Origin of the sequence: Pseudarthrobacter sp. WHRI 8279 (genome assembly GCF_040224115.2) — a bacterium.
Classification (GTDB): domain Bacteria; phylum Actinomycetota; class Actinomycetes; order Actinomycetales; family Micrococcaceae; genus Arthrobacter.
Map to the genome: position 1 here is coordinate 1,563,542 of NZ_CP168162.1, position 17,539 is coordinate 1,581,080.

Annotated in this window: 15 protein-coding genes and 2 tRNA genes; 3 read left to right on the forward strand and 14 right to left on the reverse strand. The window is 65.0% G+C overall.

Annotation, left to right across the window (positions count from 1 at the left end; translation table 11 throughout):
• Nucleotides 1-4: 4 nt before the first annotated feature.
• The 3 genes from murA to leuC form a co-directional block, all read right to left on the reverse strand.
• Nucleotides 5-1,330, reverse strand: coding sequence for a UDP-N-acetylglucosamine 1-carboxyvinyltransferase (gene murA / locus ABRP28_RS07110; RefSeq protein ID WP_188808571.1), 1,326 nt, complete (start codon nucleotides 1,328-1,330; stop codon nucleotides 5-7).
• 151 nt (nucleotides 1,331-1,481) lie between these two features.
• Nucleotides 1,482-2,093: a 3-isopropylmalate dehydratase small subunit gene (gene leuD / locus ABRP28_RS07115; RefSeq protein ID WP_350002594.1), complete on the reverse strand. Its 612-nt coding sequence runs from the start codon at nucleotides 2,091-2,093 to the stop codon at nucleotides 1,482-1,484.
• Nucleotides 2,094-2,101: 8 nt separating this feature from the next.
• Nucleotides 2,102-3,556, reverse strand: coding sequence for a 3-isopropylmalate dehydratase large subunit (leuC, locus tag ABRP28_RS07120; protein ID WP_350002595.1), 1,455 nt, complete (start codon nucleotides 3,554-3,556; stop codon nucleotides 2,102-2,104).
• Between the two features lie 113 nt (nucleotides 3,557-3,669).
• Between leuC and ABRP28_RS07125 the strand changes: the two genes are divergently transcribed.
• Complete coding sequence (locus tag ABRP28_RS07125) at nucleotides 3,670-4,389, forward strand: IclR family transcriptional regulator (RefSeq protein ID WP_066276894.1); 720 nt, start codon at nucleotides 3,670-3,672, stop codon at nucleotides 4,387-4,389.
• 50 nt (nucleotides 4,390-4,439) lie between these two features.
• Nucleotides 4,440-4,985 (forward strand): DUF1697 domain-containing protein, encoded by a 546-nt coding sequence (locus tag ABRP28_RS07130; protein WP_350002596.1) that lies wholly within the window; start codon nucleotides 4,440-4,442, stop codon nucleotides 4,983-4,985.
• Here ABRP28_RS07130 and ABRP28_RS07135 read toward each other — a convergent pair.
• The 10 genes from ABRP28_RS07135 to ABRP28_RS07180 all read right to left on the reverse strand — a co-directional run bounded on the left by ABRP28_RS07135 (nucleotide 4,963) and on the right by ABRP28_RS07180 (nucleotide 14,251).
• On the reverse strand, nucleotides 4,963-6,579 hold the full coding sequence (locus ABRP28_RS07135; protein ID WP_350002597.1) for a GTPase: 1,617 nt from the start codon (nucleotides 6,577-6,579) through the stop codon (nucleotides 4,963-4,965). The two genes, ABRP28_RS07130 and ABRP28_RS07135, sit on opposite strands and share 23 nt — an antisense overlap.
• The gene (locus tag ABRP28_RS07140) at nucleotides 6,576-8,291 is read right to left on the reverse strand and encodes a dynamin family protein (RefSeq protein ID WP_350002665.1); all 1,716 of its coding nucleotides are present in this window, start codon (nucleotides 8,289-8,291) and stop codon (nucleotides 6,576-6,578) included. Before ABRP28_RS07140 ends, ABRP28_RS07135 begins: the two co-directional genes overlap by 4 nt.
• An 85-nt stretch (nucleotides 8,292-8,376) precedes the next feature.
• Nucleotides 8,377-9,432: an acyltransferase family protein gene (locus ABRP28_RS07145; protein ID WP_374152942.1), complete on the reverse strand. Its 1,056-nt coding sequence runs from the start codon at nucleotides 9,430-9,432 to the stop codon at nucleotides 8,377-8,379.
• Nucleotides 9,433-9,550: 118 nt separating this feature from the next.
• Nucleotides 9,551-9,626: transfer RNA gene (locus ABRP28_RS07150), tRNA-Glu, on the reverse strand.
• A gap of 138 nt (nucleotides 9,627-9,764) precedes the next feature.
• Nucleotides 9,765-9,836 (reverse strand) — tRNA-Gln (locus tag ABRP28_RS07155).
• A gap of 158 nt (nucleotides 9,837-9,994) precedes the next feature.
• Entirely contained in the window at nucleotides 9,995-10,732 is a 738-nt protein-coding gene (locus ABRP28_RS07160; protein ID WP_350002666.1) for an HAD family hydrolase, read from the reverse strand.
• A gap of 13 nt (nucleotides 10,733-10,745) precedes the next feature.
• Entirely contained in the window at nucleotides 10,746-12,260 is a 1,515-nt protein-coding gene (gltX, locus tag ABRP28_RS07165; RefSeq protein WP_350002599.1) for a glutamate--tRNA ligase, read from the reverse strand.
• A 50-nt stretch (nucleotides 12,261-12,310) separates the two neighbouring features.
• Nucleotides 12,311-13,087, reverse strand: coding sequence for a fumarylacetoacetate hydrolase family protein (locus ABRP28_RS07170; RefSeq protein WP_350002600.1), 777 nt, complete (start codon nucleotides 13,085-13,087; stop codon nucleotides 12,311-12,313).
• A 5-nt stretch (nucleotides 13,088-13,092) separates the two neighbouring features.
• The gene (locus ABRP28_RS07175) at nucleotides 13,093-13,926 is read right to left on the reverse strand and encodes an MBL fold metallo-hydrolase (RefSeq protein ID WP_350002601.1); all 834 of its coding nucleotides are present in this window, start codon (nucleotides 13,924-13,926) and stop codon (nucleotides 13,093-13,095) included.
• Nucleotides 13,927-14,053: 127 nt separating this feature from the next.
• A complete protein-coding gene (locus ABRP28_RS07180; protein ID WP_350002602.1) occupies nucleotides 14,054-14,251 on the reverse strand; it encodes a hypothetical protein in 198 nt (65 codons plus the stop codon).
• Nucleotides 14,252-15,201: 950 nt separating this feature from the next.
• On the opposite strand from ABRP28_RS07180, the gene ABRP28_RS07185 reads away from it, so the two are divergent.
• Nucleotides 15,202-16,227: a hypothetical protein gene (locus ABRP28_RS07185; protein ID WP_350002667.1), complete on the forward strand. Its 1,026-nt coding sequence runs from the start codon at nucleotides 15,202-15,204 to the stop codon at nucleotides 16,225-16,227.
• A 97-nt stretch (nucleotides 16,228-16,324) separates the two neighbouring features.
• On the opposite strand, the gene ABRP28_RS07190 is transcribed toward ABRP28_RS07185, so the two are convergent.
• On the reverse strand, nucleotides 16,325-17,437 hold the full coding sequence (locus ABRP28_RS07190; protein ID WP_350002603.1) for a branched-chain amino acid aminotransferase: 1,113 nt from the start codon (nucleotides 17,435-17,437) through the stop codon (nucleotides 16,325-16,327).
• Nucleotides 17,438-17,539 lie beyond the last annotated feature (102 nt).

The window sequence follows — 17,539 nt, forward strand, 5'->3', positions numbered from 1 at the left end:
CCCGCTACTTCGTGGTGGTGATGTCGAAGTCGGCACCCAGCCCGGCCAGCTTTTCGGTGAACCGTTCGTAGCCGCGGTTGATGATGTCAATGCCGGTGACGCGTGAGGTTCCCGTCGCCGCCAACGCGGCGATCAGGTGGCTGAAGCCTCCACGGAGGTCGGGGACGTCGATATCGGTGCCCTTGAGCTGGGTGGGTCCGGAGATCACGGCGGAATGCAAGAAGTTGCGCTGGCCGAAGCGGCAGGGCACGCTGCCCAGGCATTCACGGTGGACCTGGATGCTGGCGCCCATCCGGATCAGTGCGTCGGTAAAGCCGAAGCGGTTCTCGTAGACGGTCTCGTGGACGATTGAGACGCCCTCGGCCTGGGTCAGGGCAACCACCAACGGCTGCTGCCAGTCCGTCATGAAGCCGGGGTGCACGTCCGTTTCCAGGACCAGCGGGTTGAGCTTGCCACCCTTGTGGTAGAACCGGATGCCGTCCTCGCCGATGTCCATCCCGCCGCCAACCTTGCGGTACGTGTTCAGGAAAGTCATCATGTCCCGCTGGGAGGCGCCCTCAACAAAGATGTCGCCCTTGGTGACCAGCGCAGCGGAGGCCCACGACGCCGACTCGTTCCGGTCCGAGAGGGCCCGGTGGTTGTAGCCGCCGAGATCGCGGACGCCTTCAATGCGGATGGTCCGGTCCGTCTGGACGCTGATGATGGCGCCCATCTTCTGCAACACGGCGATGAGGTCGATGATTTCCGGCTCGGTTGCGGCGCCGGAGAGTTCGGTGATGCCCTCGGCGCGGGTGGCGCTCAGCAGGACCTGCTCGGTTGCACCCACGGAAGGGTAGGGAAGGGAAATCTTTGCGCCGTGCAGGCCCTTGGGCGCCGAGATGTGGATCCCGCCGGGGCGCTTTTCCACCACGGCTCCGAACTGGCGCAGCACGTCCAGGTGGTAGTCGATGGGGCGGTCGCCGATTTTGCAGCCCCCGAGGTCCGGGATGAAGGCTTCACCGATGGCGTGGATGAGCGGCCCGCAGAGCAGGATGGGGATCCGGGAGTCGCCCGCGTGGGCGTCAATGGCAGTGCTGGACGCCGTCTTGGCGGCCTTGGGATCCAGCGTGAGGTCGCCATTGACGGGGTCCTTGACCACGGTGACGCCGTGCAGCTGCAGGAGTGAGGTGACCACCTCCACGTCCTTGATCTCCGGCACGTTCCGCAACACCGAGGGTTCGTTGCCCAGCAACGCGGCCACCATCGCCTTGGGGACAAGATTCTTCGCTCCCCGGACGCTGACGCGGCCTGTAAGCGGGACTCCGCCGCGGATTGTCAGAACACTACTCATATACCGGTTTCCTTACGATCACTCGCCCCCAAATCCTTGCAAAGGCTCCAACCAAGCATAGGAGGTTGCGTTACCGAACCGAAATACGCGGGCGACGGCGGCAGGGCGTGGCGTGCCGCCGTCGCACCTTTTTAAGACAGGCAGCTCTGCTTCAGCCGGCGGAGGAAAGGCGCGCCGGCAGGGTTTTGGGCTTGAACGACGGCCGGGTGGCTTCGTAGGCCGTGATGTCTGCCTCATGCTGCAGGGTGAGCCCAATGTCGTCGAGGCCTTCGAGCAGGCGCCAGCGCGTGTAGTCGTCGATTTCGAAGGGCGCAACGATGTTTCCGCACACCACGGTCTTGGACACCAGGTCCACGGTGACCTCGGTCCCCGGGGCATTCTCGAGCTCCTTCCAGATCAGCTCGATGTCGTCCTGGGAGAGTTCGGCGGCAAGCAGGCCCTGCTTGCCGGAATTCCCGCGGAAGATGTCGGCGAAGCGGGAGGAGAGGACGGCCTTGAAACCGTAGTCCTTGAGTGCCCAGACAGCGTGTTCGCGGGACGATCCTGTGCCAAAGTCCGGCCCGGCCACCAGCACGGAGCCGGCATTGAAGGGCTCCTTGTTCAGGATGAAGGACGGGTCCTTGCGCCAGGCCGAGAACAGGGCGTCCTCGAAGCCTGTCCGGGTGATCCCCTTGAGGTAGACGGCGGGGATGATCTGGTCCGTGTCCACGTTGCTCTGCCGCAGCGGGACGCCGATTCCGGTGTGGGTGGTGAACTTTTCCATGGCGTGTCCTAGGCTGCGTCGGTGCGGATGGCGGCGGATTCGGGGGCCGGGTCGAGGTCCGAGGGCGAGCTCAGCGTGCCCCGGATGGCGGTGGCAGCGGCGACCACCGGCGAGACCAGGTGGGTACGGCCGCCCTTGCCCTGGCGTCCTTCGAAGTTGCGGTTGGAGGTGGAAGCGCAGCGCTCCCCCACCTCCAGCTGGTCCGGGTTCATGCCCAGGCACATGGAGCAGCCGGCAAAGCGCCACTCAGCGCCGAAGTCCTTGAACACGCGGTCCAGGCCCTCAGCCTCGGCCTCGAGCCGTACGCGGGCGGAGCCCGGCACCACCAGCATGCGGACGTTCGGGTCCTTTTGGCGTCCGCGGATGATGTCCGCGGCGGCCCGGAGGTCCTCCATGCGGGAGTTGGTGCAGGAGCCCAGGAAGACGGTGTCCACCCGGATGTCCTTCATCGGGGTTCCGGCCTCCAGCCCCATGTACTGCAGTGCACGTTCGGCGGCGGCCTTGGCATTCTCGTCGCCGAAGTCCTCGGGAGACGGCACGGACTCGGACAGCGAAACGCCTTGGCCCGGGTTGGTGCCCCAGGTGACGAAGGGCTCCAGGGTATCGGCGTCCAGGTCAACCTGGGCGTCGAAGACGGCGTCGTCGTCAGTGCGCAGCGTGTTCCAGTACTCGACGGCGGCGTCCCAGTCCGCGCCCTGCGGTGCGTGCGGGCGGCCCTTCATGTAGCCGTAGGTGGTTTCGTCCGGCGCCACCATGCCGGCGCGGGCGCCGGCCTCGATGGACATGTTGCAGATGGTCATGCGCGCGTCCATGGACAGCGAGCGGATGGCGGACCCGCGGTATTCCAGGACGTAGCCCTGCCCGCCGCCGGTGCCGATCTTGGCGATGACGGCCAGGATGATGTCCTTGGCCGTCACGCCCGGACGCAGTGTCCCCTCAACGTTGATGGCCATGGTCTTGAACGGCTTCAGGGAGAGTGTCTGGGTGGCCATGACGTGCTCCACCTCGGAGGTGCCAATGCCCATGGCCAGGGCGCCGAAAGCGCCGTGCGTGGAGGTGTGCGAGTCGCCGCAGACCACCGTCATGCCAGGCTGGGTAAGGCCCAGCTGCGGGCCCACCACGTGGACGATGCCCTGCTCCGCGTCCCCCAGGCTGTGCAGCCGGACGCCGAACTCCGCACAGTTGTTGCGCAGGGTCTGGATCTGGGTGCGGCTGGTGAGGTCCGCGATAGGCTTGTCGATGTCCAGCGTGGGAGTGTTGTGGTCCTCCGTTGCGATGGTGAGGTCCGGGCGGCGCAGTTTCCTGCCGGCCAGCCGCAGGCCTTCGAACGCCTGCGGGGACGTCACTTCGTGGACCAGGTGAAGGTCGATGAAAAGAAGGTCGGGCTGGGCGCTGGCTCCGTCGCCATCCCCTTTGCGCACCACGTGTGCGTCCCAGACTTTCTCGGCCAATGTCTTTGCCATGGCCATCTCCCTTCACTGCTGTTTGGCTGATGAGCTCAACTGAATCAGGACGGCTTGGCACTGCGCCAGCCGAAAGATTTGCATCTCAGATATTGAGACGGCAATATCATTACATGGACAATTCTAGTGGAGTCGGTGTCATTGATAAAGCGGCCCAGGTGCTTGATGCGCTCGAAGCCGGCCCCACCACGCTGGCGCAGCTCGTAGCAGCCACGGGCCTGGCCCGGCCCACTGTCCACCGCCTCGCCCTGGCCCTGGTCCACCACCGCCTGGTCAGCCGCGATATCCAGGGCCGCTTTGTCCTGGGAAGCCGCCTGGTTGAGCTGGCGTCGGCCGCAGGTGAAGACCGTTTGATAGCTTCCGCCGGGCCGGTCCTGATGCAGCTGCGCGATGCCACGGGCGAAAGCGCCCAGATTTTCCGGCGCCAGGGTGACTGGCGCGTGTGCGTGGCGTCGGCCGAGCGTCCCATCGGCCTCCGCGACACCATTCCCGTGGGCACGCAGCTGTCCATGAAGGCAGGCTCGGCCGCCCAGGTGCTGCTTGCCTGGGAAGACCACGACCGCCTTCTCGAAGGACTGCAGTCAGCGCGTTTCACGCCAACGGTCCTGGCAGGAGTACGACGGCGGGGCTGGGGCCAGAGCCTCGGCGAACGGGAGCCGGGTGTTGCCTCCGTCTCCGCACCGGTGCGGGGACCGTCCGGCCGGGTTATCGCGGCCGTCTCCATTTCCGGGCCGATCGAGCGCCTCACCCGCCAGCCCGGCCGGCTGCACGCGGAAGTGGTGTGCAACGCCGGACGGCTCCTTACCGAGGCCCTCCGCAAGAACAACGACTGACGCCCGGCAAAGGCAGCCACAACCCGCCCGGCCGGGGCTAGGATTTCGCCATGACCAGCTATGCGGTTTTCCTCCGGGGCATCAACGTGGGCGGCATCAACATCAAAATGGCCGCCTTGCGGGACGCGCTCCAGGCCGCCGGCTTCCAGGATGCCGGGACACTGCTTGCGAGCGGGAACGTGGTCCTCACCAGCAACCAGGGCGCCGCCGCTGTAAAGCGCACCTGTGAGAAGTGCCTGCGGGACGCCTTCGGCTATGACGCCTGGGTGGTGGTCCTCGAGGCCGGCCGGGTCTCCGAACTGGTGGCAGCGTGCCCCTACCCGGATGACGACAAGACCACCCACACCTACATCACGCTCTCATCGGACAACGCAGTGCTCGATGAGCTGGATGCGGCCGGGTCCGCGCTGGATGGACACCAGCAGAAGAGGCTGGGGCCGGAGGCACTGGCGTGGCTGGCACCGGCCGGGGGAACCCTGGACAGCCCCTTCAGCAAGATCTCCGCGAAACCCAGGTTCAAGGAAGCCACCACCACGCGCAACCTGCGCACCCTGGTCAAGGTCCGGGACGCAGCTAGCCGGCTGCAGCCTTCCTGAGTGCAGCATCGAATGCGGCCTGCCTGCTGACCTCCAGTTCCACCGGCTCCACTACGAGCTCCTGCGCAACGGCAGCCACTGCGGCATTGAGCCGTCTCCGCGCCCTGGCCGCCCGCGCATTCGCCGCAGCAGCGGCAATAAAGCGGCCGGTGATGGCCAGGAAAAGACCCAGCACCACTCCCCCGGCAATCATCAGCGTGGGGATTGGCCAACCTTCCACCCGGGGCACCTCCGGCACGGGCATCTGGAAATAGCCCAGAGCCGCCAGGACGCCGAGCCAGCCCAGCCCGCCCAGGACGGTAAGCAGCGCCAGCCACTGCACCACGTTGAAGACTCCCCACCACCAGGACTTCCGGTTGGCGGCGAGGTCCGTTCCGGCGATGGCTTGGTCAAGCGCGTCAGGCAGGCGTTCCCGCCCCTCCCTGGCGGCTCCCCGGATGGCGGCCCGCCAGGGCCCGGGGGCACCGGCGCTGGCTATGTCGGCGAATTCACGCACTGCGGCGTCCGTGCGTGCCCGCTCCGGCGCTCCTGCCGGCGGCAAGGATGTCCGGTTCAGCTCCGATGGCGCGGTGCTGCGCAGATTGAGCCGCCGCAGCGGATCAGCACGGAACCGGGAGAGCCACCTGGTCACCGGCCAGCCGGTGCGCCTGACCGACTCCAGCCGGTACGACTGGCCCACTGCGCGGACCACCACCGGAACGTTCGCTGCAACAGACAGTTCGTCGGACAGCCGGGCAACGGCCGCAGGCCGTACGCCAGCTGCGGCCCCCTCGCCGGACACAGCGCCCAGCTCGGCTGAGGCCCTGGTGATATCGGCAGCCAGCCGTTGCGACTGTGCCTTGCGCTTTACGGCAACTCCACGGATGGCAGCCCGGACCTGGTCAACGCCGGCCCCCGTCAACGCCGACGCCGCAAGCACCTGGACCTTGGCGAGTCCGTCCCGGGCAAGGATGGAGCGTAGGGATTCCAGGACAGGCTGCACGTCACGTTCGGGCAGCCGGTCCACCTGGTTCAAGACCACCAGGGTCACCGCGCCGTGCGACGCCAGGCGGGACAGGAAGTCGTTGTGCACTGCAGCGTCGGCGTACTTTTGCGGATCAAGGACCCAGACCAGGACGTCCACCATTCCCACCATCCGCTGCACCACTTCGCGGTTGGATGCCTTGGTGGAGTCGAAGTCCGGCAGGTCCAGCAGGATCAGACCGGTATCCTCGTCCGCGAATCCTTCCACGGCGCCGGCGTGGTGGCGGCTGCGGACTTCCAGCCAGTCCAGCAGCGGCTCGCTGCCCTCCGCACCCCACACCCCCGCCAAGGGTTCCGACGTCGTTGGACGGCGGGCCGCCGCCGTCGCGATTTCCGCGCCGCTGACCGCGTTGAACAGTGAGGATTTGCCGCTTCCCGTGGCACCAAAAAATCCCACCACTGTGTGGTCTGCAGAGAGTGACCGCCGCGAACTTGCCCGCTCCAAAACGCTGAAGACTTCCTGCAGGGACTCATCCGGAAGGACGCCTTCGCCAAGCTCGCGGGCGTCGTTGAGGGCGGAAAGCCGGCGGTCAAGCCGGGACGCCTCGCGGGTGTCGCTGTGGCGGCTCATGCGTTGTCCGCCAGGCGGACCAGCGCGGCAGCGTGCGCGGCGAGGGTGTCAGGGGCCTTGTCGTCGTACCCGGGCAGCCGGGAAAGGAACTTGCGCCGCTCTTCCTGCAGCAGGGCCTGGCAGCGGGTGTGAAGGTCCTCGCGTGCTTTGTCGGCCATGCGCCGGACGGCATCCTCGCCGAAGACAGCTTCGAGCAGGCGCTGGCCAACGACGGCGGTGCCGCCGGCAACGCCTACCTCAAGGCCCGTGAGTCCCGCTGTCATGGAAAAGACGACGATCATCAGGGCGGCGCCAAGTCCGTTGATGCCGAAGGACAGCCAGCGGGCCTGCGTCCGCTTTCCCTGGCCCTCAGTACGGATCATGTCCATCAGCGTTTCCTGCCAGGCCCGGATCTCAGCGGCGGCGCGGTCTTCAAAACCCGGCGTTGTGCCGGAGAGATCATCCGTACCCAGCAGCTGGCGCCCGGCAGGGTCGTTGCGCCAGCGCTGGTCCGTGTCCTCTGCGGCGTTGGCGGCTTCGTCAACTATGACTGCCTGCAGGCCGGTCTCGATGGCGGCTTCCACCCTGACGGCGGGGGCCGGTTCACCGCGGAAGAACGCACCCACGCGGTCGCGGAACCGCCCCACGTTCTGCTCGAGGACCCGGAAGAATTCACCCGTACCCACGAAGTCCTGCCAGCGGGCCAGCACCTCCCCCCTCAGGAGGGCGCCGTCCCTTGTGGCATCCAGGATGCGGTCCGCGGCGTCCCGGTAGGCCGCGACGGCGGCATCCTCCAGGTTGGCGGCGGCGGACTGCTGCTCCCGGGCGGCCTGCGCGACGGCGGCGACGCGTCCTGCCATCGCCCTGACGGTCCCGTTCAACGTGCGGCGTGCGATGTCAGACCGGCCGGCAGCGTCGGCGGCCAGGCCGGCCAGCCAGGCCCGCAGCGGCTGGACTGACCCTGCAGGCAGCATGCCCATCGGGTCCAAAGTGGTCTCCGGTATAACGAACAGCTGCGCCGCACCAAGGCCTTCCCTGTCCAGGAGGCTGCGCAGGTCCTCGCTGACTTCTTCTTCCGCCCCCGCGGGCACCCTGTCCAGGACCACCCCAACCATGATGTCCCGGGAAGCTGCGTTGAGGAGCAGCTTCCAGGGAACGGCGTCGGCGTAGCGGTTCGCAGTGGTGACGAAAACCCACAGATCGGCCGCGGCCAGGAGCTGTGAGGCGAGCTTACGGTTGTCATCGGAGATGGAATCCACGTCCGGGGCATCCAAGACCGCAATTCCTGCAGGCACTCCCGGGTCCGCAACAAGGACGAGGGACGACATGGCTCCTGCATCCGGCACCGCGCCGGCCCGGTTTGCCGGCACTGTGCTGTTGGTTACAAACCCACGGATCCTGCTCAAGCTCGGCAGCACGCGCTGGCCCTCGAACCAGTCGCCTTCTGACGGGTGGTGCAGGAGGATGGGCTGGCGCGTGGTGGGGCGGATGGCGCCGGCACGGGTGACCGGATGTCCCACGATCCCATTGACGAGGGTTGACTTGCCCGCCCCCGTGGAACCTCCGACGACGGCCAGGAGCGGGGCGTCAAGGCTCCGGTATCGCGGAAGGATGTAGTCATCGAGCTGGGCCACGGCACTGGCGGCCTCGCGCCGGGCCTGCTCCGCCTCAGGCAGGGCAAGCGGCAGTTCAGTGGCGGCCAAATCCTCCCGCACCTCTTCCAGCAGCGCTATGGCTGCCAGGGCTCCGGCGCTTCCCGTGGGCGTGCGCTGCGCGTTGTGCGGGTGGTCCTGCTCGTTCGGGGAGGTCACAGCAACATCATGCCAGTTTCTCCATCCTTCGCTGAGTGACCCGCGGGCGATGCCAGCGCTGTCCCGGCTGCTCTACGTATCGACAAGACAGCCAGGCAAGTGGGGCGACTAACAGCAATGTAGCTCCAGCGAACACCAAGGGCGGCACCACAGGAGGGAGACCCATGGAGGCGAGTAACTGCTGCACAGGCCAACCGTAAATATAGACGCCGAAAGACACGTCGAAACGGGATCCCACATTGGGAAACGGCAAATGTAGTGATGCCATTATCAGGAAGATGCTGAGCGGCAGGTGGACCAAAGAGGCAGTAAAGCCGAGGCTAGCAGGCAGTACCACAAGGGCGCCGGTGAGAAAGAGCATGGAACGATTCGCGGGAATAGTGTCCTGAAACAGATACACCAGCGAGCCGGCAAGAAAGGTCAGTACGGGTATCAGAGGCCAGTCGGGTGGTGTCGAAACGGGTCCCCAGCCTGCGTCCAGCACAAAGACGTAGACAGAACCTGCCAGAAACGGCACCAGCAATGCAACGCGCCCAAGGTTCGGACGCAGGACGCCGAGAACGAGTCCGACGATTCCGTAGCATACAAGCTCCCAGAAAAGTGTCCATAGCGGGCCATTCCAGGATCCGGGATCATGTACGCCGTCCAGCGTTCCTGGAATGCCGGCAAGGGCGATGCCTGGTGTTCCAGCAGAGAGATTGGTGGCGAAAAAGATCACCGCGTCCGGCATGAAGTATCTGTTGCCTGCCATAACGGCTGCCAGGGGCGCAATGACGAAGGCGACAACCGCAACACAGACAGCGAGACCGGGGAAGATACGCAGAAGCCGCGCTTTGAAGTAGCTGAAGGAAGTAGCCGCACGTACCCTGCTTCGAGCTATGAGGTATCCAGAGATACCGAAGAAACCAAGTACCGCCCAGCTTCCCAGCTTCACACCTCCGGGACTCGGCTCTGGTCCATAGCCACCCAGCCACCAGGAGTGCGACAGGATGACGGTCGCTGCCAGCAACAGGCGTATGGCGTTCAACGAGTTCCGGCTCTCAGCAAAGCGGCTTCCCAGCACAGCTGCCCCCAATGACATCGATTGGGTTCAGGGTACGGAAGCTTCCCTTTGGACTGGATCAGGTTTGCCGCAGCTTTAACGAAAAATGGCCCCGGGCATTTGCCCGGGACCATTTCAATGGTGACCCCAGCGGGATTCGAACCCGCGTTACCGCCGTGAGAGGGCGGCGTACTAGGCCGCTATACGATGGGGCCGTGTACTTTACCGTACTTCTGACCGGCGCTTCCGCTGGTCAAGCTCAGTGATTGTTTCATACACTTCGCTTTGGTTTCAAATCGGCGGACCGGCTGAAACCGTCTGTTTTGAGCTATTGCTAGCTGCTCAAACCAGAGCTGGGATACCAGGACTCGAACCTAGAATGACGGTACCAGAAACCGTAGTGTTGCCAATTACACCATATCCCAATGATACTTTCGGGCCGGTTTTCAGGGCTTTTGCCCTGCTCCGTGCGCCTCAGCACGAGAAATTACTTTACCCGAGACTTCGTGCTCGCACAAATCGGCCTCCGGCTCGCGGGTCGGGGGACGCAGGCCAGGCGTACGCCCGGCCTGCGTCCCCGTACCTAGGCGATAAGTTCGCCCAGGGAGGACACCATGTTGCCCCGGAATTCCTGCACTCGTTCCCCTGCCCTGTTGAGCCAGACTCCCAGGAGGCCGGCCGCCGTCGAGCCCTCTGCGTCCAGCAGGCGGTTGTCCCCCACGTAGAGGGTCTCCGCTGGCCCGGTGCCCAGGAGCCGGACACCTTCCAGGTAGATGGACGGATCGGGCTTTGCCACACCCAACGTATCTGTCCCCACCAGGCGCCGGACGCGTTCGAGCCCTGCACCGTCCAGCTTGGCGCGCTGGTAGTCATGGACGTTGTTGCTCACCGCGCCGTATGGGACGCCGGCCTGGTCCAGCAGGTCCAGCAGCGGCATGACATCCGGAAACGGCTTCACGTAGGCCGGTTGCTTTTCCATGTACGCCGTGAGCCACTGGTGGGATTGCTCACCTTCGGCAAGCTCAACCCCGAAGTGGCCCAGGGCTGCGCGGCCGCGCAGCAACCGCTGTTCGTTGAAGGTCAGTTCACCTGAGAGGTAACGGTCGTAATAGTGGGTGGTTTCGTGCGTGAAGATCCGCCCGAACCTCTCCCAGCCGGCCTGGTCCATCCCGGGCAGGAGGTGTTCGCTGACTTCCCGGAGGGCTGTGGTCATCGAAAACTCGAGGTCCACCAGCGTGTCGTCGATGTCGAACAGGATCCCGCGGACTGCCCCGAAGGGCGTTTCCAGGACCCCGGCTCCTGCCCTTCGGGGAGCTGTCATCGCCGTGCGCTCATCAGCCATGGAAGGCCCGGAGCCTGCGGAGGGAGGATTCCCTGCCCAGGATCACCATGGACTCGAACAGCGGCGGCGAAATGCGCCGTCCGGATACAGCGGTACGCACGGGTCCGAAGGCGAGCCGGGGCTTGAGGCCCAGGTCTTCCACGAGCGCCTGTTTCAGTGCCGCCTGGATCTCTTCAGCTGTCCATTCCCGGACGCCGTCCAGGGCCGCAATTGCTGCGTCCAGCACCTCATCGAGGTTCTGCGGGAGGCCTTTCCGGGCGTCGTCGGCAACGTCAATGGCGTCGTCGTCCTTGAACAGGAATCCGAGCATGTCCGGTGCCTCGCCCAGGAGCGTGATGCGCTCCTGGATCAGCGGCGCGGCTTCGGTGAGGATTTCTTCCTGCCGCGCGGTGAGCTGCTCCCCCACGTATCCGGCGGTGCGCAGGTACGGCACCAGCCGGTCCCGGAAGTCCTCAGGGGCAAGCATGCGGATGTGGGTGCCGTTGATGGCTTCGGCTTTCTTGATGTCGAAGCGCGCCGGGTTGGCCAGGACGTCGTGGACGTCAAAGTTTTCGATGAGCTGGTCCACGGTGAAGATGTCTTCGTCGGCGGAGAGGCTCCAGCCCAGCAGGGACAGGTAGTTCAGGAGGCCCTCGGGAATGAAGCCGCGGTCACGCAACAGGAACAGGTTGGACTGCGGATCACGCTTGGAGAGCTTCTTGTTGCCTTCGCCCATGACGTAGGGCAGGTGGCCGAACTCCGGCATGTAGCTGGCAACACCGAGTTCCATGAGTGCACGGATGAGGACAACCTGGCGCGGCGTGGAGGACAGCAGGTCCTCGCCGCGCAGCACGTGGGTGATGCCCATCAGTGCGTCATCAACCGGGTTCACCAGTGTGTAGAGGGGGGATCCGTCGGCCCGGACAATCACGTAGTCCGGGATGCTGCCGGCCTTGAAGGTGATGTCGCCGCGGACAAGGTCGGTGAAGGTGACGTCCTCGTCGGGCATCCGGACCCGCAGAACGGGCTGGCGGCCGTCTGCCTTGAAGGCGGCCACCTGTTCGTCGGTCAGTTCGCGGTCGAAGTTGTCGTAGCCGAGCTTGGGGTCGCGGCCTGCGGCGCGGTGGCGTGCCTCGACTTCCTCGGGGGACGAATAGCACTCGTAGGCGTAGCCGCCCTCGATCAGTTTGGCCACCACGTCCTTGTAGAGGTCAAGCCGCTGCGACTGCCGGTAGGGCTCGTGGGGACCGCCCACCTCGACGCCCTCTTCCCATGTGATGCCAAGCCACTTCAGGGCCTCGAGCAGCTGCTGGTAGCTTTCCTCCGAGTCGCGCGCCGCGTCCGTGTCTTCGATGCGGAACACGAATGTGCCCTTGGTGTGCTTGGCATGGGCCCAGTTGAACAGGGCCGTCCGGATCAGCCCGACGTGCGGGGTGCCGGTGGGCGACGGGCAGAACCGGACCCGCACGGGCGTATCGGCAGAAACAGGGGGCAGGGAGGCAGCATTCGACGCGGAAGCAGTAGTCATAGTGGCTCCAACTTTACCGTCTGCCACCAGGGGTCCGGGCGGCCCGGGGGTCAGCGGCGCACGATGGGGTTGGACAGGCGGCCGATGCCCTCGATCTCCACCTCAAAGCGGTCGCCGGCGTTGACCAGGCCCACTCCGGCAGGCGTTCCGGTCATGATGACGTCGCCGGGCAGGAGGGTGAAGGCCTGGGAGACGACGGACACCAGCTCGCGGACTCCCCTGATCATCTGGCTGGTGCTGCCGTCCTGGCGCAGTTCCCCGTTGAGCCGGCCCTGGATCTGCAGGTCCTCGGTGTCCAGTTCGGTCTCGATCCAGGGGCCCAAAGGCGCCGAGGTGTCAAAGCCCTTGGCCCGGGTCCACTGCAGGTCGGTCTTCTGGACGTCCCGGGCGGTGAGGTCGTTGCCGCAGGTGTAGCCGAAGATGACGTCGTCCACCCGGTCCTCGGGCACGTCCTTGCAGATCCGGCCAATTACCACGCACAGTTCCGCCTCGAAGGAGACTTCCTCGGAGAAGTCCGGCAGCACCACAGGATCGTTGGGGCCCACGACGGCGGTGTTCGGCTTCAGGAACAGGAGCGGCTGGGCGGGGACTTCGTTGCCGAGCTCGTGTGCGTGCTCCACGAAGTTGCGGCCCACGCCGATGACCTTGCTGCGGGGAATGATGGGAGCGAGCAGGCGGACGTCCTCCAGCTTGTGGCGGACGGAGGTACGCTCCACGCCGTTGAAGAAGGGGTCTCCGTGGATGACAGTGATTTCCTCACTGCCCGTGTCACCTTCGACGACGCCGTACAGGGGATCAGAATCAACGACAAACCTGGCAATACGCATGGCTCCTACCCTACCGTCTCGCCAGGTGCGGCTCCCCGGGACCGCCGCGCCGCCTCTTCCCGGAGGTAGTGGACCTGGGCCGAGACGGAAGTTTCAGCCGCGCGCCGGACGGAAGGGTCGACGTCGGCATAGACGACGTCCGCAACGTCACCGGCGGAGGCTTCCGCGCCCAGGCGGGCCAGCGCAGCGCGCACCTGTTCCAGCCGTTCCAGACGGTGGCTGCGGTAGGCACGGGTAACGCCCGCCAGCGAAGGAAGGGTTGGGCCGTGGGCAGGGAGCACCGCGGCGGACCCGAGCGCCTCAAGCTTGTCCAGCGAGGCCAGGTAGTCGCCAAGGGTCCCGTCAGGGTAGTCGAGCATGGTGGTGCCGCGGCCAAGAATGGTGTCGCCGGAGAGAACCGAGCCATGGGGGCCGTCGGCGGGAAGGTGGAAGCAGACCGAATCCGACGTGTGGCCGGGAGTAGCAACCACCCTGACCTCAAGGCCTCCGGCGAGTATTGCCTGGCCGTCTTTAAGGGGAGCGCCGCCGCCGTGGCAGTGGGCTTTGTCTGCCGCCCGCACCGGGGCGCCGGTCAGTTCATGCAGGCGGGCGGAGCCGGCCGTGTGGTCAGCGTGGTGGTGGGTCACGAGGATCAGGTCGACCGGCCCGGCGGCGGCGAGTGCTTGAAGGTGGGCCTCGTCAAGCGGTCCGGGATCAACCACCACGGCGGCCGGGCTGCCGGGTGCCCTCAGGACGTAGGAGTTGGTTCCCTCCAGGCTCATGGGCCCGGGATTGGGAGCCAGGAGGAACTGTGTGAGGGCGGTGCTGCGCTGCAGCACGGGACCGGAAGCTGGAGTCACCACCCCATCATTGCAGCACGATGTTGGCACGCTTCCTTTTCTGTCCGTACCTGAAACAGCAAGAGTTCAGGATTGAGCATCAAAACCACCCGATCCCCCCAGGAGCCTGAACGGGACCCGCAGGACGCTAGCGCGTAATCGTGAGCGGCTCCACCGGCTGGACGCACGAGGCGAGCTCAAGCTGCAAGGTTCCCTTTGCCCGGTTGTTTACGCCAGTGTCATCGCACCAGTCGATGTTGTGCGGCATGGCAGTCACCTCCGCTGTCCCAACCGCCATGCCTGCAGGAACAGCGAAAGTGTAGGTGAATTCCCCAGCATCGGTCATTGGAGCCGTTGTGTTAATAACTTCAGCACCACCTTCAGCGGTGACTATCACTTGAACGTGGGCATCTGGGCCGTACCGCGGGTCACAGGTTGCCGCTGGAGCAGAAACTGTCACCGTCTCGCCAGGTTTGGCGCTTGTGGGACTTAGCGAATAGGCAGGCGGAAGACAAGGCTTTCCACTGTTCCAGGACGATGAGCACGCGCTAGGGCCAAGTGCCAGACCAGCACCAAAGACAATGGTAAAGATCATCTCCAGCGACTTCACTCCCGCAGGAGACCGTCCATGAACCTTCATGCAGTCATTGTTGTCTTGGCGGCGAGAATGGTCCCGTAAAAGCACAAAGCTTGCCCGAATCGTTGTCCTCGGACAGGTTCCTGATCGAAGCAACCAACGGGTATCCCACTTTTCTAATTCCGCTCATGCCGCCCTTGATAAAGCCCAAGCCTCACCGTATGAGATGTGAATGCCGATAATCGACGGACCCCGGCGGGCATGAGAACATTTAGCGTTCAGTAAACACAGGGGGACTCCCCTGATTGGGGGGTTTTGTGAGAAGAACTATAGGTACACCATTTCGGACGGCAAGCAGCGCATCCCACCCGCTCCGGGTGCGGAGCCTTCTCTCGGCATTCGCATTCGCGTTATTCATCCTGATGCCGTTTGCCGGCGGCGCTGTGGCCGCGACTGCTCCTGCTGCTCCAACTCCGCTCCAGTACTCGGAGACAGTTATTGGACAGGCTTATAAAGCGAATAGCGCGGTCCTCGGTGAGCCCACGGGAATCGCCGAATGCCGGGCGGAGAGTTATTCGTGCTGGCAGACATTTACTGCAGGCGGGATCTATGTCCTTGGCGCCTACCAACAGCCGATCGTAGTTTCCGGGGCCATTTACCTGAAGTGGAATGCTTTCGGGGGGATGTCCGGGGAAGCAGTCGGTTTTCCTTCCAGTCAGATGAATTGCGATGCCGCACTGAACTGTCAACAAAGATTTGAGGGTGGAAGCATTTACGCCCCAAACGCCGGGACCGCGGTTCTGGTCGCCGGACAGTTCAGGACCTACGACTACTACGTGAACCAGCTTGGCTGGCCTCTGGCGGACTCCACCTGCGATTCCGGCTCCGTTTGCAGCCAGACATTTGAACGCGGTCTCATCTACATTCGCGGGACTGAACCGCCTGCTGTGACATTCGGCGATGTTTATGCCTATTACGCGGCCCGGACATCAACGTTGGGCCTGCCGTACGGCGTCCCTGGCTGTTCCGACCGCGGATGCTCCCAACTTTTCGAACGGGGCAAGGTGTACTCTTCACCAAGGCTCGGCACGTTCACCATGACGGGGGCCATCAATGCCTTCTATCACGACACAGCGCAAGCCGGGCTTGGTTGGCCCACGTCCGAGGAACAATGCGGCCTGGCCGGCGGCGGCTGCGTGCAGCACCTGGAAGCCGGCCGGGCATACTGGGCCCCTGTGGTGGGACCGTCAACCATTGGTGGTGGCATCTTGAGTGCCTGGTCTTCGTCGGGCGCAGAGCGCGGCGCGCTCGGCTATCCGATCTCCCAGGAATTCTGCCACTTGGGCCTTTGCTACCAGCGATTCCAAAGCGGCGCCTACTTGGTATGGAGTCCCGGCGCAGGTACCCAACTGACAGCCGGCGCAATTGGGGCAAAGTTCGAGCGCTACGCTACATACCTGGGAGGGCCCATGACATCTCAGGAGACCTGTGGGCTGCGATCCGGCGGCTGTGTCCAGCAATTCGCCCGCGGCAGGATGTATTGGGCTCCGGGAGTCGGCGCGTGGCCCATCCGCGGAGGCATGGAAACCCAGTGGAGGTCTGCTGGAGCAGAAAATGGTTACCTGGGATACCCCACAAGCGCCGAGTATTGCCGACCGGATGGCACCGGTTGCGTCCAGTACTTTCAGCGAGGCCAACTGGTTTGGGGCACCGGCCTCGGTATCGAAGGAGGCTACGCGCCGTAAGCGGTGCTGCCGTGCCGCTGCACGGACAAAACGACGGCGCCTGCCGGGACCAAGCCCGGCAGGCGCCGCAGTTCTTTAACGTGGTTGAACCCGGCAGCTAGGCCAGGCGGGTCAGCCAGCCGTGCGTGTCCGGTACGGTGCCGGTCTGGATGCCGAGGAGCTGCTCGCGGATGGCCATGGTGGTCTCCCCCGCTTTGGCATCTTCGGAGCCGATGAACTCGGTGGCGTCCTTGAGGACTCCGATCGGCGTGATCACAGCTGCCGTGCCGCAGGCGAACACCTCCGTGATGTCACCGGAGGCAACGCCGTCGCGCCATTCATCGAGGGTGATCTTGCGCTCGGTGACTTCGCGGCCCATGTCCTTGGCCACCTGGATAACGGACATCCGGGTGATGCCTTCGAGGATTGTGCCGGTCAGCGCGGGAGTGACGAGCGAGCCGTCCTTCATCACGAAGAAGACGTTCATGCCGCCCAGTTCCTCGACTGCGTTGTCATTGAACTGGTCGAGGAAGAGGACCTGCTTGCAGCCGTTGGCTTCTGCCTCCTGCTGGGCGATCAGCGACGCCGCGTAGTTGCCGCCGCACTTCGCGTCACCGGTTCCGCCGCGGCCGGCGCGGGCATACTCCCTTGAGATCCAGATGGAAACGGGCTTCAGTTCCCCGCCGAAGTAGTTGCCGGCCGGTGAGGCGATCACCCGGAAGGAGACTTCCCGAGCGGCGCGGACGCCGAGGAAGGCCTCGGTGGCAATCATGAACGGCCGCAGGTACAGCGCCTCCCCTTCGCCGGCGGGGACCCACTCCTTGTCGATGGAAACGAGTTCGCGGATTGCTCCGAGGAAGTACTCGGCCGGCAGCTCGGGAAGGGCGAGCCTGCGGGCCGACTTGTTCAGCCTCGCCGCGTTCGCTTCGGGGCGGAAGGTCCAGATGGAGCCGTCCGCGTGGCGGTACGCCTTAAGCCCTTCGAAGATCTCCTGGCCGTAGTGGAACACGGCAGCCGAGGGGTCCAGGACGATGGGCCCGTACGCCTCGATCCGGGCGTTGTGCCAGCCCCCGTTGCCCTTCTCGTCCACGCTGTAGTCCACGACGGCGGTGTGGTCGGTGAAGTGGTTGCCGAATCCCGGGTTGGCCAGGATGGCTGCACGCTCTTCAGCAGATTTCGGGTTGGCCGAGGGCTGCTGGCTGAATTCGACGCCATGGGCGGTCTGGGTCATGGTTCCTCCACGATCGGCCGCCCCGGGTTCAGCATTGAACGGCAAGGCGGCATTTGGTGATTCGAGTCAAGCTTACGCCCGATGCCTGCGGCCCTGGCGCGG

What these genes read in the sequence shown, in the direction of transcription:
- murA (WP_188808571.1), bottom strand. Translation starts at nt 1,330, where the DNA reads ATGAGTAGTGTTCTGACAATCCGCGGCGGAGTCCCGCTTACAGGCCGC.
- leuD (WP_350002594.1), bottom strand. Translation starts at nt 2,093, where the DNA reads ATGGAAAAGTTCACCACCCACACCGGAATCGGCGTCCCGCTGCGGCAG.
- leuC (WP_350002595.1), bottom strand. Translation starts at nt 3,556, where the DNA reads ATGGCAAAGACATTGGCCGAGAAAGTCTGGGACGCACACGTGGTGCGC.
- ABRP28_RS07125 (WP_066276894.1), top strand. Translation starts at nt 3,670, where the DNA reads ATGGACAATTCTAGTGGAGTCGGTGTCATTGATAAAGCGGCCCAGGTG.
- ABRP28_RS07130 (WP_350002596.1), top strand. Translation starts at nt 4,440, where the DNA reads ATGACCAGCTATGCGGTTTTCCTCCGGGGCATCAACGTGGGCGGCATC.
- ABRP28_RS07135 (WP_350002597.1), bottom strand. Translation starts at nt 6,579, where the DNA reads ATGAGCCGCCACAGCGACACCCGCGAGGCGTCCCGGCTTGACCGCCGG.
- ABRP28_RS07160 (WP_350002666.1), bottom strand. Translation starts at nt 10,732, where the DNA reads ATGACAGCTCCCCGAAGGGCAGGAGCCGGGGTCCTGGAAACGCCCTTC.
- gltX (WP_350002599.1), bottom strand. Translation starts at nt 12,260, where the DNA reads ATGACTACTGCTTCCGCGTCGAATGCTGCCTCCCTGCCCCCTGTTTCT.
- ABRP28_RS07170 (WP_350002600.1), bottom strand. Translation starts at nt 13,087, where the DNA reads ATGCGTATTGCCAGGTTTGTCGTTGATTCTGATCCCCTGTACGGCGTC.
- ABRP28_RS07180 (WP_350002602.1), bottom strand. Translation starts at nt 14,251, where the DNA reads ATGACCGATGCTGGGGAATTCACCTACACTTTCGCTGTTCCTGCAGGC.
- ABRP28_RS07185 (WP_350002667.1), top strand. Translation starts at nt 15,202, where the DNA reads ATGAATTGCGATGCCGCACTGAACTGTCAACAAAGATTTGAGGGTGGA.
- ABRP28_RS07190 (WP_350002603.1), bottom strand. Translation starts at nt 17,437, where the DNA reads ATGACCCAGACCGCCCATGGCGTCGAATTCAGCCAGCAGCCCTCGGCC.